Here is a 2,729-nt window from a genome sequence, read left to right on the forward strand (position 1 = left end):
TGTGAAAACGCTTCGCGTGGTGAAACGTTAGATTTATTTAAGATTAAGGAATTAGGATTTAGGATTTTCAATTCTGCTTAGTAAAGAAGTCCCTGTCTTGTGTTAAAGCAAGATGGGGATTTTTTTTGCTTTCAGTTTTCAGTCGCAGTTTTCAAGTTTAGATTTGGAACGCTGATGAAACTGATTTTCAAGCGCGGATTGTAGTGATTAATTACCGCAAATACGTCAAGATTTTAAACCAGTAAGGTGTTAAGATGGATTAAGAAGTTGTTTTGTTTTTTTGGAACATATATTAACCACCCCGCCTTTCAGGCACCCCTCCAAAGGAGGGGAATTTAATTTTTTGATATTTTTTCTTTAACTGCAAATGGTGCGAAGTTTTTAAACCATTAAGGGATTAAGATACATTAGTTTCCTTATCATCTGTATTCCTTTTTTTAAGTGGATAGGTCTGTCGTTAAATAAAGCAAAGTACTATGGTTTTATGGGTTAATAGTTTCCTTTGGAATGTACTAATTATATTGTTTAGCGTTTCGATTTTGTGTGTTGTTGATTTCTTTGAAGAAAAAGTTTATGAATCTGTTAATTATGAAGTTGCTAATTTTGATGCAGTTTCTTTATTAATTATGAATAATAGTTCTTAAAAATCAATAATTTATCAACACGCAAACGTTGTAGTATGTTTGTAATTCAATATTTTTTTTTTAAATCTTGTTATTTAATTACTTTTATACTGGCTATTACTGTATTTGAAAAATGCGTTATTACTGCTTTATACAATTTTAGTTAAAAAAAATATTAATTAAATAATTATATTATGAAAAAAAATTTACTTTTATTTTTGCTACTTTCCTTTACTTCTTATTCTCAACAGGATGTGTTCAGTAGATCTGAGGTTAGCACGGGAAATTGGTGGGATGGTGCTAATCCATGGTTTTATGCTACTTGGAACAATAGCCAACAGCGTCCTGATTTAAACAGCCCGGCTAGGAATTTTGTTAAAATTGGTCACAATAACAATTTAACTATGACCACTAATGGTGCTTTTTTTACTATTGGTAGTTTAGATTTTCAAGCAGGAGCTTCTTCAGTCAGAACAATAAATTCAGGCGGCGATGGTACTGGGATTGGTTTGACTTTGGGCATCTATAATGCTTCTTCAGCAACACATGTACTGAATACCGATATTGGCGTTGATGCTTCTACTGTTCAATTTCAAGCCAATGGTTCAGGAGGATTATCATTTGGGAATACCATTTTCATTAATAACAATACAGCTGAATTTGGAGGTGTGAGTAATATTTCTGTTAGTGGAAAGTTAACTGGATCTGGAGGGAAACTCACTAAGGTTGGTTCAGGAATCTTAACTATATCAAATGCTTCAAATGATTACACTGGTGCTACCACTGTAACTTCAGGCACGTTATCAGTACAAAAAGGCGGGCATACGGCTAATATTACTAGTACAGCTATAGCTTTTGTTTTTGCCTCTCCTTCTCAAGCTGCGGGAAATTATAATTTCTTGCCTGGACAACTTGCCGGTAGTACCTCTAGAACTTTGACTAGTAATTTGGTGGCGGGAAAAACGGTTACTTTTAATTATACTACGGGTAGTGTCACTATTTGTGATAATGTAGGGCTTGCCTCTGCAACAGCTACTGCTACTCCAATTTGTACTAATGCTACTACTACTTTAACTTATACTGGATTGACAGGAACAGGTGCTTTAGTTTCCTGGACTGCAAATTCAAATGGAACAGGTGCTACATATGGAACAGGTACTCCATCTAGTGCTGTTGGTCCAGGTACTTATTATGCTTATGCTACGGGTAGCTGTGGAAGTCCAGTGTCATTACAAGTTATTGTGGGAGAAAAAGCTTTACCAACTGTATCCGTTGGTAATGTTAGTGGTTGTCCAGATTCAAGCATTTCATTGATTAATGTTGTTTCTCCTCCAGGTGGAACAGGTTCTTACAGTGTTCCTCTTCCTTACAGTGGTGGAAATACGACTTATACTTATACGTATACCGCTCCAAATGGTTGTACAGCAACAAGTGATCCAGGTACTATTACTATTGTTCCTAATATCACCCCTACAGTTGGATTAACCAGCAGCGATGGTGATAACACCTTTGTCTATGGTACTCCAGTAACGTTTACTGCTGTGGGTGCTTCTTTAGGAGGAGGTTCAGTTTCTAACTATGATTTCAAAGTAAATGGTACAACGGTTCAGACAGGTGTTTCCAATACTTATACTGTAAGTAATTTAGCCAACGGCAATCAAGTAAGCGTAGTTATCACGATAACGGGTGGTACGTGTTTAACTACGAGCGCTGCTACTAGTAACACGATTACCAATACGGTAACAGGCGCCTTTTTAACGAGCATCACCAACTATTGTGGACAAACGTTACCATTTATCAATAGTGGTATCGGTTGTTCAGTTCCAAGTGGTGTTGTAGGTACCTTAGTGTATAGATTTAAAGTGAAAAACAATGTAACAGGAGTGACCGCTCCAACTATAGATCGTTCCGTACCGAACTTTAATTTAACGATGACTAGTGTTTATACTTATAGCACGAGCTTTGATGTTCAGGTTGCTGCGATAGTTAATGGCGTAGAACAGCCTTATAGTGCTGTATGTGTTATTACCTCACCAGCACCACCTTCCAATGCCGTAGGCCCATGTACCCAAACCTTAGCGGCATTGAATAGTAGAATCTTTGTAA

At 36.6% G+C, this 2,729-nt stretch carries 1 protein-coding gene; it reads left to right on the forward strand.

Features of this window, described 5'->3' with window-relative positions; genetic code table 11:
* Nucleotides 1-817 precede the first annotated feature (817 nt).
* On the forward strand, nt 818-2,729 hold a 1,912-nt coding region (locus ACSVH2_RS14050), incomplete at its 3' end, for a beta strand repeat-containing protein (RefSeq protein WP_438093810.1).

It is taken from the genome of Flavobacterium sp. RSB2_4_14 (assembly GCF_051547085.1).
GTDB lineage: Bacteria > Bacteroidota > Bacteroidia > Flavobacteriales > Flavobacteriaceae > Flavobacterium.